The organism is Bradyrhizobium sp. NBAIM01 (assembly GCF_020194115.1).
Taxonomy (GTDB): Bacteria; Pseudomonadota; Alphaproteobacteria; order Rhizobiales; family Xanthobacteraceae; genus Bradyrhizobium; species Bradyrhizobium yuanmingense.
This window is the reverse complement of the sequence record NZ_JADYVU010000015.1, coordinates 50648-70719: the sequence shown is the minus strand read 5'-3', so window position 1 is coordinate 70719 and position 20072 is coordinate 50648. Positions and strand designations below refer to the sequence as shown.

Below are 20072 nucleotides of genomic sequence, written 5' to 3'. Positions count from 1 at the left end.
CTGGCATGCCGCTCTCCACCAGTTCGAACTTCGCGCGCCCTGACGACGCCTTCCGCGCCATCGTCGAGGCGCATCGCGGCCTGACCGAGGAGCAGAGCGCCGATTTCGACGCGGCGCTGGTTCTGATCCTCGCCAATCATATCGGCGACATCGACGTGCTGCGCGAGGCGATCGGACTCGCCAAGCGCCGCATGATCGACGGCCAGCAGCAGCAACAGCAACAACAATAACCCTGACCTGAAGGACGAATTGATGGCGAAGAACTTCGCATCCACCGGCGATCTCTCCGAGAAGAAGATCACCTTCTCCGAGATCGGCACCGATCTCTATGCCTTCACCGCCGAGGGCGATCCCAACACCGGCGTGATCGTCGGCGACGATGGCTGCCTCGTGTTCGACGCGCAGGCGACGCCGGCCATGGCGAACAAGGTGATCGAGCGGGTCCGCACGGTGACCGACAAGCCGATCAAATATGTCGTGCTGTCGCATTATCACGCCGTGCGCGTGCTGGGCGCCTCCGCCTATCACGCCCAAGGTATCGTCGCCTCGCAGGAGACTCATCGGCTGATTGCGGAGCGCGGCCAGCAGGATTGGGATTCCGAGTACGGCCGCTTTCCGCGCCTGTTCCAGGATGCGGAGAGCATTCCCGGCCTGACCTGGCCGACGCTGACCTTCGAAGGCGAGATGACGATCTATCTCGGCAAGCGCGAGGTGCGCCTGATGCAGCTCGGCGCCGGCCACACCTCGGGCGACATCGTCGGCTGGGTGCCGGATGCAGAGGTGATGTTCTCGGGCGACCTCATCGAATATCACTCGGCCTGTTATTGCGGCGATGCGCATTTGCGCGAATGGCCGATGACGCTGAACGAGATCCGCAACTTCAATCCGAAGGCGATCGCGCCGGGCCGCGGCGATGCGCTGAAGGGCACCGCCACGGTGCGCGAGGCCATCGCGATGACGCGCGACTTCGTCACCTCGCTCTATGGCGCGGCCGAAATCTCGGTCGCCAGGGGCCGCAGCTTAAAGGAATCGATGGCGGCGACGCGCGAGGTGATGGATCCGAAATTCTCGAGCTTTGCCATTTACGAGCACTGCCTGCCGTTCAATGTCTCGCGCGCCTACGACGAAGCATCCGGTATCGACGACCCCGTGATCTGGACCGACAAGCGCGACCAGGAAATGTGGGCCGCTTTGCAAGGAGGAGGATAGTCATGAACATCAATACCTCGCCTGATCAGATCATCCGCAGCTCGGCCCAGGTGACGCCGGGCTACATGTCCGGCTTCGGCAACTCTTTCGAGACCGAGGCGCTGCCGGGCGCGCTGCCGATCGGGCGCAACTCGCCGCAGCGCTGCGCCTACGGACTCTATGCCGAGCAGCTCTCGGGCTCGCCCTTCACCGCGCCGCGCGGCAGCAATGAGCGCTCCTGGCTCTACCGCATCCGCCCCTCAGTGAAGCATTCCGGCCGCTTCGAGAAGGTCGACGCCGGGCTGTGGCGTTCGGCGCCGTGCCATGAATACGACCTGCCGATCGCGCAGCTGCGCTGGGATCCGACGCCGCTGCCGAAGGAGGAGGTCACCTTCATTCAGGGCGTGCAGACCATGACGACGGCGGGGGATGTGAATACGCAGGCCGGCATGGCCGCGCATGTCTACCTCATCACCAAGTCGATGGTGGATCAGCATTTCTACGATGCCGACGGCGAGCTGATGTTCGTGCTGCAGCAGGGCAATCTGCGCCTTGTCACCGAGTTCGGCCGTATCGATGCCGAGCCTGGCGAGATCGTGGTGATCCCGCGCGGCGTCAAGTTCCGCGTCGAGATTCCGAACGGCCCGGCGCGCGGCTATCTCTGCGAAAATTATGGCGGCGCCTTCACGCTGCCGGAGCGCGGGCCGATTGGCGCCAATTGCCTCGCCAATGCGCGTGACTTCCTGACGCCGGTGGCAAACTACGAGGACAAGGACACGCCGACCGAGCTCTACGTGAAATGGGGCGGCTCGCTGTTCAAGACCACGTTGCCGCATTCGCCGATCGACGTCGTGGCCTGGCACGGCAATTACGCGCCGTACAAGTATGATCTGCGTACCTTCTCTCCCGTCGGCGCGATCGGCTTCGACCATCCCGATCCCTCGATCTTCACGGTGTTGACCTCGCCGTCGGAGACGGCGGGCACCGCGAATATCGACTTCGTGATCTTCCCGGAGCGCTGGATGGTCGCGGAAAATACCTTCCGGCCGCCCTGGTATCACATGAACATCATGAGCGAGTTCATGGGCCTGATCTACGGCGTCTACGACGCCAAGCCGCAGGGCTTCGTCCCCGGCGGCATCTCGCTGCACAATTGCATGCTGCCGCACGGCCCCGACCGCGACGCCTTCGAGCACGCCAGCAACGGCGAATTGAAGCCGGTGAAGCTGACCGGCACCATGGCCTTCATGTTCGAGACCCGCTACCCGCAGCGCGTCACCGCGCATGCGGCGAACGCCGCCACGCTCCAGGCCGATTACGCGGATTGTTGGAAGGGGTTGGAGAAGCGGTTCGATCCGGGCAAGCCGTAGTTACTTGGTCATTCCGGGATGCGCCGAAGGCGCAGGCCCGGAATCCATAACCACGATTGTGAATATGGATTCCGGGCTCGCGCTCCGCGCGCCCCGGAATGACGGCGGAGAAACTGTGAATAAACATTCGGCAGGAACCAATGCCCCACCCCAACGACCCCAGCCTCCGCTCCTTCATCGCCGTCGATCCGGCCTCGGACTTCCCGATCCAAAATCTGCCCTATGGCGTGTTCTCGACCAAGGATGGCCGTGCCCCGCGCCTCGGCGTAGCGATCGGCGACTACGTGCTCGATCTCTGGGAGCTCGAGCAAGATGGCCTGATCAGTGCGGGCGATCCGGGCACATTTGCAGGAGGACTGAACGCCCTGATGCATCTGGGTCCAAAGGTTTGGTCGAAAACCCGCGCGCGCATCAGCGAGCTCTTGCGGCACGACAATCCGGAGCTTCGCGATAACGAGCAGTTGCGCTCGCGCGCTTTCGTTCTCATGCGCGACGCGAAGCTCCACCTGCCCTTCGCCGTCTCCGGCTACACCGATTTCTATTCGTCGAAGGAGCACGCCACCAATGTCGGCGTGATGTTCCGCGGCAAGGACAATGCGCTGCAGCCGAACTGGCTGCATATGCCGATCGCGTATAACGGCCGCGCCTCCACCGTCGTGGTCTCCGGCACCAGGGTGAAGCGGCCGCGCGGGCAGCTGAAGCCGCCGAACGTGGAGCTGCCGAGCTTTGCGCCGTGCAAGCGGCTCGATTTCGAGCTGGAGATGGGTGTCGTCATCGGTCAGCCGTCGCCGATGGGCGGCATGCTGAGCGAGCAACAGGCCGAGGAGATGATCTTCGGCTTCGTGCTGCTCAACGACTGGAGCGCGCGCGATATCCAGCAATGGGAATATGTGCCGCTCGGTCCGTTCCTTGCAAAGGCGTTCGCGACCTCGATCAGCCCCTGGGTGGTGACGCGCGAGGCGCTGGAGCCGTTCCGCCTGAATGGGCCGGAGCAGCAGCCGGTGCCGCTCGATTATCTCAAGCAGACCAAGCCGCAGAACTACGATGTCGAGCTCGACGTCTCCTTGCGCGCTGCGGGTGCCAATGCGCCCGCCAGCATCAGCCGCACCAATTTCAAGTACATGTACTGGTCGTCGGTGCAGCAATTGATGCACCACGCCTCCTCGGGCTGCGCCATGAATGTCGGCGATCTCTTAGGGAGCGGCACCATCTCCGGCCCGGAGAAGAACCAGCGCGGCAGCCTGCTCGAGATCAGCTGGAACGGCACCGAGCCGGTCGAACTGCCCGGCGGCGCCAGGCGCTCGTTTCTGGAGGACGGCGACAGCCTCGTCATGCGCGGCTGGTGCCAGGGCAACGGCTATCGCGTCGGGTTCGGCGAGGTCGAAGGAACGATATTGGCGGCGGAGTAGCGGGCCAAATCACCGTTTCTCCGGCGGCACGTCGCGCAGCCGCGCGCAATGCGCCGCGACATCCTCGACGCTGTACTTCAGATGCACCCGCTTGTCGGACGGCGCCTGCTTGGTGATGCATACGCCCGGCCGCCATTCCTGCGCCGGCCTGATCGGCCGCGGAGCGAAGCCGCCGCCGCAATTCGGGCAGACATTGAACAGCTTAGTCTCGACGCAGTCCGCGCAGAACGTGCATTCATAGGAGCAGATCCGCGCATTGGTCGCGTCGGGCGGCAGGTCGCAATCGCAATATTCGCAGTTCGGTCGCAGCTGGAGCGCCATGTTGAATCTCCGCAACTGGAGCTGCGATCATCGCAGATCGCGTTGCCAGCGCGAATGCCATAGTTCCCTCGATTTCAGCCGGGCTTGATCTCCTTCAGCGGCAGCTTCGAGCTCTCCTTCAGCCTATCAAGCACGATCGAGGAGCGCACATGCGCCACGCTCTGGTGCGGCATCAGCACGTCATTGACGAGGTTGGACAGGCCCTTGAGATCGCGCAGCACGGCCTTGAGCACATAGTCGGCATCGCCCGTCAGCGAATACGCCTCCTGGATCTCATCGATCCGGTTCACCAGCGCGCGAAAACGCTTGGAATTGTCCGGCGAATGTGTCGCCAGTCCCACCTGGATGAAGGCGATCACGCCGAAGCCGAGCGCCTCGCTGGAGAGGTCGGCGTGGTAGCCCGCGATCACCTTCTCCTCCTCCAGCCGCATCCGCCGCCGCGAGCATTGCGAGGCTGACAGGCCCGCGAGCTCGGCGAGCTCCTGGTTGGTGAGGCGGCCATCGTCCTGGAGCGCGCCGAGAATCCTGAGGTCGAAGGCGTCAACAGAAATCATGCGTCTTTCATCCGTTTCATGCGCGGATCGTGCATAGAATAGCCAAAGCCCGTCTCGTTTGCACGCTCATTGCATGGCCCATGAAGGATAGTTCCCTGTCAGCAGCCATTCGGGAGAACACCATGGGACCGTTTCCGCACGATGCACCGCCGGCCACGATCACTGCCGACAACCCGATGGGCACCGACGGCTTCGAGTTCGTCGAATACGCCCATCCCAATCCGCAAGACTTGCACGCTTTGTTCAAGCTGATGGGCTATGCGCCGGTCGCGCGCCACAGAACCAAGAAGATCACGGTCTATCGCCAGGGCGACATCAACTATCTCGTCAACGAGGAGCCCGGCACGCACGGCTATGAGTTCGTCGCCGCCCACGGCCCTTGTGCGCCGTCCATGGCCTTTCGCGTCGTCGATGCCAAGGCGGCCTATGACCGCGCGATTGCGCTCGGCGCCGAGCCGGCCGATGTGTCGTCGGCGCAGAAGACGCTCGATGTGCCCGCGATCAAGGGCATCGGCGGCAGCCTGCTTTATCTGGTCGATCGTTACGGTGCCAAGGGCTCGGCCTATGACGCCGAGTTCGAATGGCTGGGCGCGCGCGATCCCAAGCCGCATGGCGCCGGCCTGTTCTATCTCGACCATCTCACCCACAACGTCCATCGCGGCCGCATGAATGTCTGGGCCGGGTTCTACGAGAAGCTGTTCAACTTCCGCCAGATCCGCTTCTTCGACATCGAGGGCCGCGCCTCCGGCTTGTTCTCGCGCGCGCTGACTAGCCCCGACGGCAAGATCCGCATTCCGATCAACGAGGACGCCGGCGAGTCCGGCCAGATCGAGGAATATCTGCAGACCTATCGCGGCGAGGGCATCCAGCACATCGCCTGCGGCTGCCGCGATATCTATCGCACCATCGAAGGTTTGCGCGATGCCGGCCTGCCGTTCATGCCGTCGCCGCCCGACACTTATTTCGAGAAGATCGATACGCGCCTGCCCAAGCACGGAGAGGATGTCGCCCGGCTCAAGAAGAACGGCATCCTGATCGACGGCGAGGGCGTGGTCGATGGCGGCCAGACCAAGGTGCTGCTGCAGATCTTCTCGGCCAACGCAATCGGCCCGATCTTCTTCGAGTTCATTCAGCGCAAGGGCGACGACGGTTTTGGCGAGGGCAATTTCAAGGCCCTGTTCGAATCGATCGAGGAGGACCAGATCCGGCGCGGCGTGTTGAAGGTGGGGGACGCGGCGTAGGACGTCAGCCGCGCTGCCGTAGGGCGGGCAAAGGCGCGTAGCGCCGTGCCCACCATCTCTCTGTGATCTCGCCCAAAGTGGTGGGCACGTTTCGCTTTGCCCACCTACGAGAGCGTGCCCGCTGGCTCTACCGCTGCCAGGCCTTCATCACCGCGCCGATCCCCGCCGCCTCCGGCTCGCGTGCCGCTGACGGCGTGCGCGAGAACCGTGGCGCGGGCGCCGGCTGCTTCACGCCGTGCCGCTCGATGAAGACGTTGCGGGCGACCATGTGCGGATGCTGTGTCGCCTCAGACATGGTCAGCACCGGCGCGAAGCAAATGTCAGTGCCTTCCATGATCTTGCACCAGTCCTCGCGCGTCTTGCTCTTGAACACGGCCTTCAGCTTCTCCTTCAGCGCTGGCCAGGCCTTGCGGTCCATCTGCGCGTCGAAATCGGCGTCGGTGAGGCCGGCGTGCTCGCGCAGCAGCGCGTAGAATTGCGGCTCGATCGAGCCGATCGAGACGAAGTGCCCGCAGGCGCATTCGTAGACGCCGTAGAAATGCGCGCCGCCGTCGAGGAAGTTCTGGTTGCGCTCCTCGGTCCAGCGTCCCATCGTGGTCATGTCGAAGAAGAACGACATCAGCGAGGCCGCGCCGTCGCACATCGCCGCGTCCACCACTTGGCCTTTGCCCGACTTCTGTGCTTCCAGCAGTGCGGCGAGCACGCCGACGACGAGATAGAGCGCACCGCCGCCGAAATCGCCGACCAAATTGAGCGGCGGCACCGGCGCTTCCTTCGTACCGATCGCGGCGAGCGCGCCGGTGATGGAGATGTAATTGATGTCGTGGCCGGCGGCGTTGGCGAGCGGGCCTTCCTGGCCCCAGCCGGTCATGCGGCCATAGACCAGCTTCGGGTTGCGTGCGAGCACGACGTCCGGCCCGAGGCCGAGCCGCTCCATCACACCGGGGCGAAAACCCTCGACCAGCGCGTCCGCGCTCGCGAGCAGATCCAATACTTGCGCGATCGCCGCCTTGTCCTTGAGGTCGAGCTCGATCACCTTGCGGCCGCGCCCGGCCACCGACTTCATGCTCTTCTTCGCGCCGACGCGGTCGAGCGTGACGACGTCGGCGCCCATGTCGGCCAGCATCATGCAGGCGAACGGACCGGGCCCGATGCCGGCGAATTCGACGATGCGGAAGCCCGAGAGCGGGCCGGAAGCGCGGACGGAGGAGGTGGGGGAGGGTTTGTCGAGCACGTTGTTGTTTCCTCGGGTCGCGGACGGATGCCGGCGATCGGCAATCGCCTCTGACGTTTCTTCTGTTGAGCGAGTTAATCGGCCGATTAACTTTTCTCGCCTTCACGCCAGCGAGGCAAGCGGTTTTCATGCCGCACGGCCAAAATAAAACGGCGCGCACCGAAGTGCGCGCCGCGGAAAATTTGCGTGGAGACGCTAAGTCGAACTGTCAGCGCGCAGCAGCGACCGCGCGTTGTGCCATCACCTTGATCAGATTGGCGCGATATTCCGCCGTGCCGTGGATGTCGGCCAGCAATCCGTTCGCCGAGATGCTGACGCTGTCGATCGCCGATGGCGACCAGTTCGCCTTCAGCGCCGCCTCGATCGCGCCCACCCGCATCACGCCGGTTTGCGAGGCGCCGGTGGCGGCGACCCGAACCTCGCCCGACTTGGCTTGCGCCACGAACACGCCGGTCAGCGCGAAGCGCGAGGCCGGATGCCGCATCTTCTCGTAGCCCGCCTTTGCCGGCACCGGGAATGACACGGCGGTGATGATCTCGCCGTCTTCGAGCGCCGTCGTGAACAGGCCCTGGAAGAAATCATCCGCCGCAATCGACCGCTTGTTGGTCTTCACGGTGGCGCCGAGCGCGAGCAGCGCCGCCGGGAAATCCGCAGCCGGATCGTTGTTGGCGATCGAGCCGCCGATCGTGCCGCGATAACGCACGGCGGGGTCGCCGAGCACCGAGGTGAGATAGGCGATCGCGGGGATCGCCTGCTTCACATCGGCATTCGTCATGATGTCGTAATAGGTCGTCGCGGCCTTGATGGTCAGAGTGTCGCCCGACAGCTCGACGCCCTGCAGCTCCTTGATCCTGCCGAGGTCGATGACGTCGGAGGGACCTGCGAGGCGCTGCTTCATCACCGGCAGCAGCGTCTGGCCGCCGGCGAGGAACTTCGACTCGCTGCCTTTGGCGAACAGGCTGGCGGCCTCGTCGACCGAGGAGGCGCGATGATAGGTGGTCTGGTACATCTTCGGTCCTCCCTTAAGCCGCGTGGATCGTGCGCCACACCCTGTCAGGGGTTGCGGGCATTTCCAGGTTGTTCTTGCCGATCGCATCCGTGATCGCGTTGATCACGGCCGCCGATGCGCCGATCGCGCCGGCCTCACCGCAACCCTTGATGCCCAAGGGATTGCCCGGGCAGAGCGTCGTGGTGTGGGACAGGTTGAACGACGGCACGTCGTCGGCGCGCGGCATGGCGTAATCCATGAACGAGGCCGTGACCGGCTGGCCGTTCGCATCATAGATCGCATGCTCGAGCAACGCCTGCCCGATCCCCTGTACAAGGCCGCCATGGACCTGGCCCTCGACGATCATCGGGTTGATCAGCCGACCGAAATCGTCGGCCGCGACGAAATTGACGAAGGAAGTCTTGCCGGTGCCGGGATCGACCTCGAGCTCGCAGATATAGGCGCCGGCCGGGAAGGTGAAGTTGGTCGGGTCGTAGAAGGCGCTCTCCTTCAAACCCGGCTCCATCCCGTCAGGCAGATTGTGCGCCGTATAGGCCGCGAGCGCGACCATCGGCAGGGCGATCGCCTTGTCGGTGCCTGTCACCTTGAACTCGCCGTTCTCGATGACGATGTCGGCCTCCGATGCCTCCAGCGCATGCGCGGCGATCTTCTTGGCCTTGGATTCCATCTTCTCCATCGCCTTCAGGATCGCGGTGAGGCCGACGGCCGCCGAGCGCGAGCCGTAGGTACCCATGCCGAACTGCACCTTGTCGGTATCGCCATGGACGATCGAGACCTGGCTGATCGGAACGCCCAGGCGCTCAGCGACGAGCTGGCAGAAGGTGGTCTCGTGACCCTGGCCGTGGCTGTGCGAGCCGGTGAGGATCTCGATGGTGCCAACCGGGTTGACGCGCACCTCGGCCGATTCCCACAAGCCGACGCCGGCGCCCAGGCTGCCGACCGCCTTCGACGGCGCGATGCCGCAGGCCTCGATGTAGCAGGACACGCCGATGCCGCGCAGCTTGCCGTCGGCCTTCGCCTTGGCCTTGCGGGCAGGGAAGCCGGCATAATCGATCGCTTTCATCGCCGCATCGAGGGAAGCGTTGAAGTCGCCGGTGTCGTAGGCCATGATCACAGGCGTCTGGTGCGGGAACTGGGTGATGAAGTTGGTCCGCCGCAACTGGGCCGGATCGACGTTCAGCTGCCGCGCCGCCGTTTCCATCAACCGCTCGATCAGATAGCTCGCCTCCGGCCGGCCCGCGCCGCGATAGGCGTCGACCGGCGTGGTGTTGGTGTAGACCCCGATCACCTCGGCATGGATCGCCGGGATGTTGTACTGGCCCGACAGCAGCGTCGCGTAGAGATAGGTCGGCACCGAGGACGAGAACAGCGACATGTAGGCGCCGAAATTGGCGTAGGTCTTCACCTTGAGGCCGATGATCTTGTTGTTGGCGTCGAAGGCCATCTCGGCATGGGTGATATGATCGCGGCCATGCGCGTCGGTGAGGAAGGCTTCGGTGCGGTCGCCGGTCCACTTGACGGGACGGCCGACTTTCTTCGAGGCCCACAGCGCCACCATCTCCTCGGGATAGATGAAGATCTTGGAGCCGAAGCCGCCGCCGACGTCGGGCGCGATCACGCGCAGCTTGTGCTCGGGGGCGATGTTGTAGAACGCCGAGAGCACGAGACGGGCGACGTGCGGGTTCTGCGACGTCGTATAGAGGGTGAAGTGCTCCTCCGCGGTGTCGTAATCGGCGATCGCCGCGCGCGGCTCCATCGCATTCGGCGCGAGGCGGTTGTTGGTGACGTCGAGCTTCACCACATTGGCGGCTTTCGAGAAGGCAGCATTCACCGCGCCCTCGTCGCCGATCACCCAATCATAGACCTGGTTGCCGGGCGCCTCAGGATGAAGCTGCGGCGCGCCGGGCTTGATGGCGGCGTGCATGTCGGCGACCGCGGGGAGCTCCTCGTAGTCGACCACGACGGCTTCCGCCGCGTCGCGCGCGAGATTCTTGCTGTCGGCGATCACGACGGCAATTGCCTGTCCGACGAAGCGCACCGTCTCCGGCGCCATCGCCGGCCATGCGCCCATCTTCATCGGGCTGCCGTCCTTGGAGGTGATGGCCCATCCGCAGATCAGGTTGCCGACCTTGTCGTCGACCAGCTCCTGTCCGGTGAGCACCGCGACCACGCCCGGCATCTTCAGCGCCGCGGACGAGTCGATCTTCTTGACCTTGGCGTGCGCGTGCGGGCTGCGGATGAAATAGGCATGGGTCATACCCGTCAATTTGATGTCGTCGACGTAACGGCCCTTGCCGGTAATGAAACGCTTGTCTTCCTTGCGCACGACGCGTGCGCCGATGCCTTCAACACCCATGTCTGGTCCTCCCGACCGGAAATTTCCTTGATCGCGCCGTCCATCGACGGCTGCGACGGTTGTTCTTGTTTCGAGGCGCGCCGCTTACTCGGCCGCCTGCGAGACCTTCATGCGGCCGGCGGCGTCCAGCACCGCCTTGACGATGTTGTGATAGCCGGTGCAGCGACAGATATTGCCTTCGAGCTCGGTGCGGACGGTCGCCTCGTCGAGCTGTCCACCATGGCGGTGCACGATGTCGATCGCCGACATGATCATGCCCGGCGTGCAATAGCCGCACTGCAGGCCATGATTGTCGCGGAAGGCGGCCTGCATCGGGTGCAGTTCGTCGCCCTTGGCGATGCCCTCGATCGTGGTGACGCTGGCGCCGTCGGCCTGCCCCGCCAGCATGGTGCAGGATTTCACCGCGCGGCCGTCCATGTGCACGACGCAGGCGCCGCACTGGCTGGTGTCGCAGCCGACATGGGTCCCGGTCAGGTTGAGGTGATCGCGCAGGAGCTGGACCAGCAGCGTGCGGTCCTCGACATCGACAGCAACGGCCTTGCCGTTGACCGTCAGTTTGACTGTAGACACTTGAAGTCCTCCCAAAGTTATTTTGATTGGTTCTAATTAGAGACAGCGCAAACGAAACTTTGCAACTGGGTTTTTGCTGACCGCGGTCATGGAAGGGTCATCGTGATGACGGTCGCCGATCTGCGATTCGGCCACAACGTCTCGTGCCGCCGCCATCACGTGCTGCGACATTGTGGGAGACACACGGAAAGTCGCAGCTAGCATCTGCAATGGCGTGCTCGGCTGCCGCCGCAATAGGCGCGTGAGCCGGTCGCGCGTGCCGTGGTCATCTCGCCGCTTGCCTTGGACCTAGGCCCGGTCGTGCGTCGTTCCTCCCTTTAATGCCGTGCTCGTTGCGCGAATAGGAGCATGCGCCCCCGCCTTTGTAATCGCGATCTTGGTAGTAGGACGAGACGACTTAAGCCATTGATTTTGCTTACGGCAATGCAGCGAAATCATGCCCCGGGGCGAGGCCGGCGGGCCAATCGCCGGGCCATGCGCGCCTAGTACTTCCTGGCGATTGAACGCAGCCGCCCGTGCCCCTAGTCGAGCCGTACAGGCAACGGCAACAAGGGTGGAAGCGATGCAGATGAACGACAGTCAGCGGATCCCGGCGTCGAAGGACACGGTGTGGGCTGCGCTCAACGATCCCGAAATTCTCAGGCGCTGCATTCCCGGCTGCCAATCGCTCGAGATGGCGTCGCCGACCGAGATGACGGCGACCGTGGTGCTGAAGGTCGGTCCGGTGAAGGCGGCGTTCAGCGGCAAGGTGAGGCTGACCGATATCGATGCGCCCAACGGCTATCGCATCGTCGGCGAGGGCGCCGGCGGCGTCGCCGGCTTTGCCAAGGGCGGCGCGAAGGTCAGGCTGGAAGAAGAAGCCCCTGATGTCACCATCCTGCACTACGAGGCCGATGCGCAGATCGGCGGCAAGCTCGCACAGCTCGGCTCGCGATTGATCGACTCGACGTCGCGAAAACTCGCCGCGAGCTTCTTCGAAAATCTCGCCGGCGTGGTAGCGCCATCATCGTGATTGATGCGCGATGCCGCCTTCATTCGAACGCGCATTTCAAGCTGCAAAACAAGGGCAGGACGCAAGGCGCGACAACAAGATGAGCGGCGAAAGCCGCCGATGATTTGCACTACTACCTTCCGCCTATACTAAGCGCGAAACGGCGATGCTGTAATTTCGAACGATGGCTCGCAGGCGAACTGCGCATCACGAGCGCAGTGCGCTCAGGCGCCCAACGAGGCGTGCACAACAACATCGCGGAGGGAATACATGACCTTTGGAACGAAGGGCTTCTTGGCCGGCATCTCCATGATTGCGATGCTCGCCGCCGTTACACCGGGCGTTCGCGCCAACGACTCGGTGCTCAACGCGCAATCCGATTCGAATCAATGGGCCGTTGCCGGCCACGATTACGGCAACACGCGCTTCAGCCCGCTCAAGCAGATCAACACCGAGAACGCCGGGAAGCTGACGCTCGCTTACTCCTTCTCGCTGGCGTCGTTGCGTTCGAACGAATCCTCGCCGATCGTCATCGGCAACACGCTGTACGTTTCGAGCTCGTGGGGTCCGAAATACGTCTATGCGCTCGATGCGGCGACGGGGCAGCGCAAATGGACCTGGGAGCCCGATATTCCCGAGGACGTGCTGCAATACGCCTGCTGCGACGTGAACAGCCGCGGCGTCTCCTACGCCGACGGCAAGATCTTCGTCGGCCGCCTCGACGGCAAGCTGACCGCGCTCGATGCCGCGACCGGCAAGTCGCTGTGGACGGCGAAGGTGGTCGACTACAAGCAGGGCTCGGTCATCACCTCGCCGCCGCTCGTCGTGCGCGACAAGGTCATCACCGGTTTCGGCGGCGGCGAATACGGCGTGCGCGGCGCGCTGCTGGCCTTCGACATCAACACCGGCAAGCAGGTGTGGCAGACCTACACCGTTCCTTCGCCGGACGAGCCCGGCGGCGATTCCTGGAAGGGCGACTCCGCCCAGCATGGCGGCGGCGCGGCCTGGCTGGTCGGCTCCTACGATCCGAAGACCGACACGGTCTATTGGGGCACCAGCAATCCCGCCCCGTGGAACACGGCGGTGCGTTCGACCGGCGACGGCAACTTCGGCAAGCTGACCAACCTCTACACGGCTTCGACGCTCGCGCTCGATCCCAACACCGGCAAGATCAAGTGGCACATCCAGACCACGCCGGCCGACGCGTGGGACTATGACGGCGTCAACGAAGCCGTGCTCGCGGATCTCAAGATCGGCGGCAGCACCGTTCCGACGCTGATGAAGGCCGACCGCAACGGCTTCTTCTTCGTCGCCAACCGTGAGACCGGCAAGGTGCTGTCGGCGGAGAAATACGTGTTCTCCAACTGGGCCAAGAAGTGGGACGTCGCCACGATGCGCGCGGTCGAGGATCCCGACAAGCGTCCCGGGCCGGGCCATCCCGCCAAGGACATCTGCCCGAACCTGATCGGCGGCAAGAACTGGCAACCGATGTCGTTCAATCCGCAGACCGGCCTCGTCTACATCCCGTCCAACAACGTCTGCATGGACTGGTCGGTCAGCGACGTCACTTACAAGCGCGGCGTGTTCTATCTCGGCGCCGAATTCCCGACCAAGGAAGGCCCCGGCGGCTTCCTCGGCGAGCTCGTCGCCTGGGATCCGGTCGCGCAGAAGAAGGTCTGGTCGATCAAGGAAGACCTGCCCTTCAACGGCGGCACGCTGACCACCGGCGGCGGCCTCGTGTTTGCCGGCAACATCCATGGCGACTTCCGTGCCATCGATGCGAAGTCCGGCAAGGTGCTGTGGAGCAAGAATCTCGGCTCCGGCATCGGCGCAGGTCCGGTGACCTATCAGGTCGACGGCAAGCAATATGTCGCCATCGTCGTCGGCCGCACCGCTGCGCTGCCTGCGTTCCTGGGCGAGGTAGGAAAGAAGATGACGGCCGCAGCCCCCGAGGGCGGCTCGCTCTTCGTGTTCTCCGTCCAGTGACAACTCGCGCGCGTATCCTCGAGGTGACGGGATACGCGCGCGCTTTCTCCGGATTTTAGCTGCGGCATCGGCCGATGCCTGGTGCCGCTGCGCCCGGCTCAACGAGCTCCGGCGCAACAAAGCCAACACCAAGGGAGACGAGGATGCGTCCGAATCATTCCGCCACCGGTGCGAGCCGACATCGCGCCATCGCAGGCCTGCTCGCATGTGCCGCCGCGGCGCTGATCGTTCCGGCCTCGCCGCTGCAGGCCAACGAGGCGCAACCGTTCCGTCTCTGCGCCGATCCGACCAACCTTCCATTCTCCAGCGACAGTTCGTCGAAGCCGGGCTTCTATGTCGAGATCGGGCAGGCCTTGGCGCAGGCGCTCGGCCGGCCGATCGCCTATGACTGGTACAAATCCTATTTCGGCAAGCGCACGGTGCGGGTCACGCTGCTCGGCAAGCAATGCGACGCCATGATCGGGCTGCCGCGGTCCGCAGATTTCATGGGCCCGGCCGTGATCTTCTCCGACGCCATCGCCAAAGAGGGCTATGCCCTCGTCGCCACCAAGGAATCTGCGAAGGGCGCGGCGATCGGCGGCATCGAGGGCCTCAAGGGCAAGCGCGTCGCCGTGCAGTTCGCCAGCACGCCGCAAAACCTGCTCGCGAGCCGCGACGACATCCAGAAAGTGACGGTGCTGTCGCCTGAGGAGGGCATGCAGGCGCTCGACCAGGGCCGGGCCGACGTCGCCTTCATCTGGGGCCCGGTCGCCGGCTGGCTGAACAAGACCAGCTACGGCGGCCGCTACCAGATCGAGCTCACCGAGGGCGAGGGCCTGTCATGGGACGCCGCCATCGGCTTTGCCAAGGCCTCGACCGAGTTGCGCGACCGCGTCAATGCCGTGCTGCCGCAGCTTCAGGGCAAGATCGGCGAGCTCGCCGTGAAATACGGTTTGCCGGGCGGCGCGCCGGTTCGCTTCGGCGCAGCGCCGACGCCAGCGCCGCTGACGACGGGCACGGGAAGCGGAGCCGGCGTCGTCCAGGTCGCCAATGTCGTGGCGACTGAGACCAAGGGCGATGCGGTCACGCCGGGCCTTGAGGCCGTCGGCGCGGGCAAGGAGATCTTCAACGGAACCTGCGCCCACTGCCACGGTCCCGATGCGATCCAGAGCGAGCGCAAGATCGATCTGCGGCTGCTGCGTCACCGCTACGGCGACGAGATGCGCGAGAAATATTTGACCACCGTGCAGGAGGGACGGCCGAACAAGGGCATGCCGGCCTGGAAGGAGGTCTATACCGAGGACCAGGTCAACAGCATCTATTCCTTCCTGCTGACGGTCCAGGTCGAATCGAACGATTGAACGGTCTTGACCGAACCCGATCGGGAGGATGTGGTAGCGTTCATCCGGCGCCATCCCGGTGCCGGATTGATGCCGGATGGTTCCGCCTCTTCCGCTGCGGCGGCGGATGCCCGTACGGTGCAGCATTCGGCGGTGCAGTCCTGTGAAGGCGCCATGACCAGCTTCCTGATCATCGACGATCATCCGCTGTTTCGCGAGGCCCTCGGTAATGCGGTGCGGCTGGCTCTGCCGGAGGCGCGGATTGTCGAGGCGATGTCGATCGAGGACGCCCTTCACATCCTGACGGCCGAGCAGGGCGAGGGCATCGACCTCGCACTGCTCGACCTCCTGCTGCCCGATGCGACCGGCTTCTCCGGCTTTCTGCGCTTGCGCGAGGCCCATCCACGCCTGCCCGTCGCCATCGTGTCGAGCGAGGAGGACCAGCGCGTCGTTCGCGAGGCGCTGGAGCTTGGGGCCGCGGGTTTTCTGCCGAAGTCGCTGTCGAAGCGCGAGCTGGCGCAGTCGATCGAGGGCGTGCTGAACGGATCGGTGTCGGTGCCGAAGGATTTCGTGGTAACGTCGCAGCGGCGTCGGGCCGAGGCCAGCAAGGCGCTCGAGGTCAAGCTGCGCGAGCTCACGCCGCAGCAGCTTCGCGTGCTCGATCTGCTGCGGCGCGGCTATCCGAACCGGCAGATCGGCCAGGAGCTTCAGCTCGCCGAGTCCACGGTGAAGGCGCATATCACCGAAATTCTGCGCAAACTCGGCCTGTTCAGCCGCAACAAGGCGATCATCGAGATCGGCAAGGTGGACCTGCCGGATCCCAAGGCCCGGCCTTATGCGCGGGCCGACCGCGGGCGGCCGCAATGACGCGCAATATCCTGCTTGATCTGGATCAAACCGGTCTGGTCCGGCTGCGACATTCTCGTTTCGGCGTCGAACCCTTCGATCATCTGGCCAATCAACCGGGAATGGCTCACGCGTGATGCGATTTCTGATCGTCGAAGACCATCCGTTGTTTCGAGAAGCCTTGGAGGGCGCGCTCCAGATGGCGGCGCCGGCGGCCGAGATCCTTCAGGCGACGTCGATCGACGGTGCGCTCGAGCAGGCCGCGGCGGCTGCCGAGCTCGACCTCATCCTGCTCGATCTGTCGATGCCGGGCACCACGGGCCTTTCCGGCATCATCCGCATCCGCAAGGCCTTTCCCAGGATTCCCGTCGTCATCGTATCAGGGCATCAGGATCCGCAGATCATAGCCGGCGCCTTGTCGCTCGGCGTCTCCGGCTACATCCTCAAATCGTCCTCCAAGCAGGAGCTGGCGCAGTCGATCGGCGAGGTGCTGCGCGGTGCGGTCTGTGTCCCAGCCGCCTATCGCGGGCTCGTCCGCCCGCAACGCGCCGCCGGCCCGGCGCAGGATCTGCTGAAACGCCTGCACGAGCTGACGCCGCAGCAATTGCGCGTGCTCGAAATGCTCAAACGCGGCCTGCAGAACAAGCAGATCGCCTTCGAGCTGAACATCTCCGAGACCACGGTGAAGGTCCACGTCTCCGACATCCTGCGCAAGCTCAACGTGCTCAGCCGCACCAAGGCCATCGTCGAAATGTCCCGGATCGATTTCGCGACCCTGGCCGGCGAAGGCGCCGGCCTGAAGGGGGAGCGTTCGCAGGCCGATCCGCCCTCAGGATAATCCGGTGTCATTCGTCGGAACGAGGCGAGCCGCGGTTCAAGCCGGTAGCGGCTGGCCGGCTTGCTCGCGAGCGATGTAGTCGGCGTACCAGTCCGGCCAGTTCGCATCGTACTGACCGCCGTTCCGCTTCTCGTGCTCACCGTGTGCCTTAGCCGCACGTCGGAGCGCGCTCGCGAGCTCGGACGAGGAGGTGAATGTTGTTCCTGCTGGCTCTACGCGTCCCGGCAATCGCGTGGTGATCTCCTGGAACAGCCAGCCGTTGCCATCGGGATCGTTGAATGAGACGTACGAGCGATAGCTGGCGCGTGCGGGATCCAGACCAGCAATCCGACGGCGCCCGAACAGATAAGGCTCGTCGGGTCCGGTGTGCACGTCGCCTTCAGCGTGGAAGACTTCGCTGACCTCGACGCCGCGACCGCGCAGATCGTCTCGCGCGGCTTCAATGTCGGAGACGATCAGGTACAGACCCTGGGCGGAGCCGGGCGCCGCCGCGGTCACGTTCTTGCCGAAAATGACCGAGGAGGGGGAGCCGGGAGGTGTGAACTGGATGACGCGGTAGTCGTCAGGCCCGGCGAAATCGGCATCGAGCCGCCATCCGAGGTTCGCATAGAACTTCTTGGCGCGATCGATGTCCGAAACAGGGATGACGACGACTTCGAGCTTCATGTCGATCGTTGGCGCTTGGGTGGTCTCATTTGCATCGGGGGCAGGCATTGCTTCTCTCCTGATTATAAGCGGTTACGATATAATCGTGTACGAGATATAAAATACCTTGGAGCCTCAATGTCAACCTTCCGATTTAATCGGACACGATATATATGCACGCGGAGTTTCACATGTCCGTGTTGGAAAGGGCACCCCCATGAGCCTGAAGAACGGTCCCAGAGCCGAATTCAGAGACGATTCCAGAGATGATTCAACGACCAATCAGCCGAAACCGGCCGAGGGCGACCGGCGCCTCGACGATTTCCTGTGCTTCGCGATCTATTCGGCCAACCTCGCCTACGGACGAGCCTACAAGCCGGGCCTCGATGAGCTCGGCCTAACCTACCCCCAGTGGATCGCGATCGTGGCGCTGTGGGAGCAGGACGACCAAACCGTCAGCGAACTCGGCGACAAGATGTTCCTGGAATCCAACACCCTGACGCCGATCCTCAAAAAGCTCGAGGCGGCAGGCTATTTGCGCCGCCAGCGCGATCCCGCCGACGAGCGGCAGGTGCGCGTCAGTCTCACCGACGCCGGCCGACGCCTCCGCGAGAAAGGCATGCACATGAATCTCGTGAAGTCGAGCGGACTAAAGCCCGATGAGTTCGCGCGGCTGCAGAAAAGCGTCGTCAAGCTCCGCGACAATCTAATCAAGGCGATGGAGGAGGAGTGACAGGCCCCTGTCTACTTTGCATGGGGTTGTTTTCGACATTCTTGTCTTGGCTACGTCCGATAGCCCCGCCGCAAGGAAGGCGAGGCGAAGATCATCCGCGCTTCAGCTCAGCAGGAACGACAGCAGCGCCCGCATCTCGGCCGGCTTGATCGGCTTCTTCAGCACTTCGAGGCCCTGCAGGCTCGCCTGCTTCGCCGCCTGTTCGGAATAGTCGGCGGTGATGATCATGGCGGGCGTGTCGAGCTTCAAATGCTCCCGCACGTCGGTGATGGCCGACAGGCCGCTTTCGCCGTGGTCGAGATGGAGGTCGGCGATCACGACATCGGGCGCGCCGCCGAGCTCGCTGAGGCGCACGAGCGCGTCCGCACCCGATCGCGTGGTCGCGACGTCGCAGCCCCATCCCTCCAGCAGCGCGGCCATCGCCTCCGAGCCGTTCGGATCGTTCTCGATCAGCAGGATCTTGGCGCCTTCGAGCCCGCTGTAATCGTAGTGCCGCGCGGCGGGCGCGACCTCCTGCACCTCGTCGGCGACCTCGGCGAGGTCGGCCGGCTCCAGCTCCAGGGTGAAGGTCGATCCCTTGCCGAGCTGTGACGACAGCCGCACCTCGTGCCCGAGCTCGCTGGCGAAGCGGCGGACGATGGAGAGGCCGAGCCCGAAGCCGGCTTGGTCGGCCGCGTTGGCATCGCCGCGCTGGAATTCGCGGAAGATCGCCTCCTGCTGCGCCTGCGCGATCCCGGGTCCGGTGTCGGAGACCTGGACGCAGATCTGCCCGCTGCGCGGCCGGCATCCGATCACGACGCCGCCGCTGCGGGTATAGCGAATGGCATTGGCGAGCAGGTTCTGCAGGATCCGCCGCAGCATCATCGCGTCCGACATCACCGCGAGCTGAGAGGGGCGGATGCGCAAGGACAGGCCTTGCCGCGCGGCGATCGGCTCGAACTCGTTGCGGAGCTGCTCGAACAGGGGGGCCAGCGCGATCGCGCGCACGTCGGGCTTGAGCGCGCCGGAATCGAGCTTGGCGATCTCCAGCAGCGAGCGCAGCAGGTCCTCCAGCATCACCAGCGAGCGGCTCGCCTGGTCGATCAGCACGCCCGCTTCCTGCGACTCCATCATCTCCGTCAGTGCGGACAGGGTCAGGCGCGCCGCGTTGAGCGGCTGCAACAGATCGTGGGTGACCGAGATCAGCACGGAGGATTTCAGCGAGCTTGCCGCCTCTGCCTGCTGCTTGGCGCGGTAGAGCCCCTCATTGGCACGCTCGACCGAATGCAGCGCCTCGCGCAATTGGTGCGTCCGGTCGCGAACCTTGTTGTCGAGCGCGATGGCGGTTTCGAACAATGAAAAGGCGTTGAGCTGCTGGTCCATCGAGCGCTCGACGCGCGACATCAGCGCGGCATTGATCTTCCTCAACTTGGCGGCCTCGCGCCTGAGCTGGTCGACCGCATCGGGGCCCTGCCACATGTCC

Annotated in this window: 19 protein-coding genes; 11 read left to right on the top strand and 8 right to left on the bottom strand. The window is 64.3% G+C overall.

What is annotated here, in order from left to right; translation table 11 throughout:
* The first annotated feature begins 5 nt into the window (after positions 1-5).
* The 4 genes from I6F31_RS31090 (at position 6) to fahA (ending at position 3967) form a co-directional block, all read left to right on the top strand.
* On the top strand, positions 6-230 hold the full coding sequence (locus I6F31_RS31090) for a DUF2783 domain-containing protein (RefSeq protein ID WP_025032749.1): 225 nt from the start codon (positions 6-8) through the stop codon (positions 228-230).
* 22 nt (positions 231-252) lie between these two features.
* Positions 253-1209, top strand: coding sequence for an MBL fold metallo-hydrolase (locus tag I6F31_RS31085; RefSeq protein WP_225148635.1), 957 nt, complete (start codon positions 253-255; stop codon positions 1207-1209).
* Between the two features lie 2 nt (positions 1210-1211).
* Entirely contained in the window at positions 1212-2558 is a 1347-nt protein-coding gene (gene hmgA / locus I6F31_RS31080; RefSeq protein WP_036016113.1) for a homogentisate 1,2-dioxygenase, read from the top strand.
* A 140-nt stretch (positions 2559-2698) separates the two neighbouring features.
* Complete coding sequence (gene fahA / locus I6F31_RS31075; RefSeq protein WP_225172775.1) at positions 2699-3967, top strand: fumarylacetoacetase; 1269 nt, start codon at positions 2699-2701, stop codon at positions 3965-3967.
* Positions 3968-3976: 9 nt separating this feature from the next.
* Here fahA and I6F31_RS31070 read toward each other — a convergent pair whose 3' ends face one another.
* Positions 3977-4288 carry a DUF1272 domain-containing protein gene (locus I6F31_RS31070; protein ID WP_036016119.1) on the bottom strand — a complete coding sequence of 104 codons (312 nt, stop codon included), beginning with the start codon at positions 4286-4288 and terminating at the stop codon, positions 3977-3979.
* A 74-nt stretch (positions 4289-4362) separates the two neighbouring features.
* Positions 4363-4842, bottom strand: a complete 480-nt coding sequence (locus I6F31_RS31065) for an Lrp/AsnC family transcriptional regulator (protein WP_036016121.1) — start codon at positions 4840-4842, stop codon at positions 4363-4365.
* A 122-nt stretch (positions 4843-4964) separates the two neighbouring features.
* On the opposite strand from I6F31_RS31065, the gene hppD reads away from it, so the two are divergent.
* Positions 4965-6083, top strand: a complete 1119-nt coding sequence (gene hppD / locus I6F31_RS31060) for a 4-hydroxyphenylpyruvate dioxygenase (RefSeq protein ID WP_036016122.1) — start codon at positions 4965-4967, stop codon at positions 6081-6083.
* A 127-nt stretch (positions 6084-6210) separates the two neighbouring features.
* On the opposite strand, the gene I6F31_RS31055 is transcribed toward hppD, so the two are convergent.
* The 4 genes from I6F31_RS31055 to I6F31_RS31040 all read right to left on the bottom strand — a co-directional run bounded on the left by I6F31_RS31055 (position 6211) and on the right by I6F31_RS31040 (position 11252).
* Complete coding sequence (locus I6F31_RS31055) at positions 6211-7317, bottom strand: CaiB/BaiF CoA-transferase family protein (protein WP_225148638.1); 1107 nt, start codon at positions 7315-7317, stop codon at positions 6211-6213.
* A gap of 208 nt (positions 7318-7525) precedes the next feature.
* Positions 7526-8326, bottom strand: a complete 801-nt coding sequence (locus I6F31_RS31050; protein WP_036031377.1) for a xanthine dehydrogenase family protein subunit M — start codon at positions 8324-8326, stop codon at positions 7526-7528.
* A gap of 13 nt (positions 8327-8339) precedes the next feature.
* On the bottom strand, positions 8340-10682 hold the full coding sequence (locus I6F31_RS31045; RefSeq protein WP_036016129.1) for a xanthine dehydrogenase family protein molybdopterin-binding subunit: 2343 nt from the start codon (positions 10680-10682) through the stop codon (positions 8340-8342).
* Between the two features lie 84 nt (positions 10683-10766).
* Positions 10767-11252, bottom strand: a complete 486-nt coding sequence (locus I6F31_RS31040) for a (2Fe-2S)-binding protein (protein WP_036016131.1) — start codon at positions 11250-11252, stop codon at positions 10767-10769.
* Between the two features lie 562 nt (positions 11253-11814).
* On the opposite strand from I6F31_RS31040, the gene I6F31_RS31035 reads away from it, so the two are divergent.
* From I6F31_RS31035 to I6F31_RS31015, 5 genes are all read left to right on the top strand, one after another.
* On the top strand, positions 11815-12264 hold the full coding sequence (locus tag I6F31_RS31035; RefSeq protein WP_036031382.1) for a carbon monoxide dehydrogenase subunit G: 450 nt from the start codon (positions 11815-11817) through the stop codon (positions 12262-12264).
* A 249-nt stretch (positions 12265-12513) separates the two neighbouring features.
* Positions 12514-14229: a PQQ-dependent methanol/ethanol family dehydrogenase gene (locus tag I6F31_RS31030; RefSeq protein ID WP_063824126.1), complete on the top strand. Its 1716-nt coding sequence runs from the start codon at positions 12514-12516 to the stop codon at positions 14227-14229.
* Between the two features lie 143 nt (positions 14230-14372).
* Positions 14373-15569, top strand: coding sequence for a transporter substrate-binding domain-containing protein (locus I6F31_RS31025; protein ID WP_225143298.1), 1197 nt, complete (start codon positions 14373-14375; stop codon positions 15567-15569).
* 153 nt (positions 15570-15722) lie between these two features.
* On the top strand, positions 15723-16415 hold the full coding sequence (locus I6F31_RS31020) for a response regulator transcription factor (RefSeq protein ID WP_225143332.1): 693 nt from the start codon (positions 15723-15725) through the stop codon (positions 16413-16415).
* Positions 16416-16530: 115 nt separating this feature from the next.
* Positions 16531-17232: a response regulator transcription factor gene (locus tag I6F31_RS31015; RefSeq protein WP_050996263.1), complete on the top strand. Its 702-nt coding sequence runs from the start codon at positions 16531-16533 to the stop codon at positions 17230-17232.
* A gap of 36 nt (positions 17233-17268) precedes the next feature.
* Here I6F31_RS31015 and I6F31_RS31010 read toward each other — a convergent pair whose 3' ends face one another.
* Complete coding sequence (locus I6F31_RS31010; protein WP_225143300.1) at positions 17269-17946, bottom strand: VOC family protein; 678 nt, start codon at positions 17944-17946, stop codon at positions 17269-17271.
* A gap of 148 nt (positions 17947-18094) precedes the next feature.
* On the opposite strand from I6F31_RS31010, the gene I6F31_RS31005 reads away from it, so the two are divergent.
* Positions 18095-18610, top strand: a complete 516-nt coding sequence (locus I6F31_RS31005; RefSeq protein ID WP_036016140.1) for a MarR family transcriptional regulator — start codon at positions 18095-18097, stop codon at positions 18608-18610.
* A 102-nt stretch (positions 18611-18712) separates the two neighbouring features.
* Here the strand turns inward: I6F31_RS31005 and I6F31_RS31000 are convergent, their stop codons facing one another.
* Positions 18713-20068, bottom strand: a complete 1356-nt coding sequence (locus I6F31_RS31000; RefSeq protein ID WP_225148663.1) for a hybrid sensor histidine kinase/response regulator — start codon at positions 20066-20068, stop codon at positions 18713-18715.
* Positions 20069-20072 lie beyond the last annotated feature (4 nt).